The following is a 301-nucleotide window of genomic DNA, read 5'->3' as shown; positions in this document are numbered from 1 at the left end:
GTTGCTGATCGCCCTGGCGGGCTGGAAGCCCCTCCAACCTGAACTGAGCAAGACCTCATGAACGATGCCGTTGCCCTGCCGGTACCCGAGACTTCCGCCCGTCGCCGCTCGTTGATCGCCGGCTGCAGCGCCCACGCGATTCACGATGGCCTGACCGATGTGATCTACGTGCTGCTGCCGATCTGGCAAGCGCAGTTCGGCATGACCTACGCCCAGGTCGGCCTGCTGCGCGGTGCCTATTCCGGGATGATGGCGGTGTTTCAGCTGATGGCCAGTCGCGCCGCCAAACGCTGGGGACGCA

At 65.1% G+C, this 301-nt stretch carries 1 pseudogene; it reads left to right on the top strand.

Annotated elements, in window-relative coordinates:
* Positions 1–57: 57 nt before the first annotated feature.
* A pseudogene (locus tag HX846_RS34910) lies at positions 58–301 on the top strand (MFS transporter); the annotation flags it as partial.

The sequence above is a fragment of the Pseudomonas sp. K5002 genome (assembly GCF_013386655.1).
Classification (GTDB): domain Bacteria; phylum Pseudomonadota; class Gammaproteobacteria; order Pseudomonadales; family Pseudomonadaceae; genus Aquipseudomonas.
The sequence above is the reverse complement of the archived record's forward strand: the minus strand, read 5'-3'. Positions and strand labels throughout refer to the sequence as shown.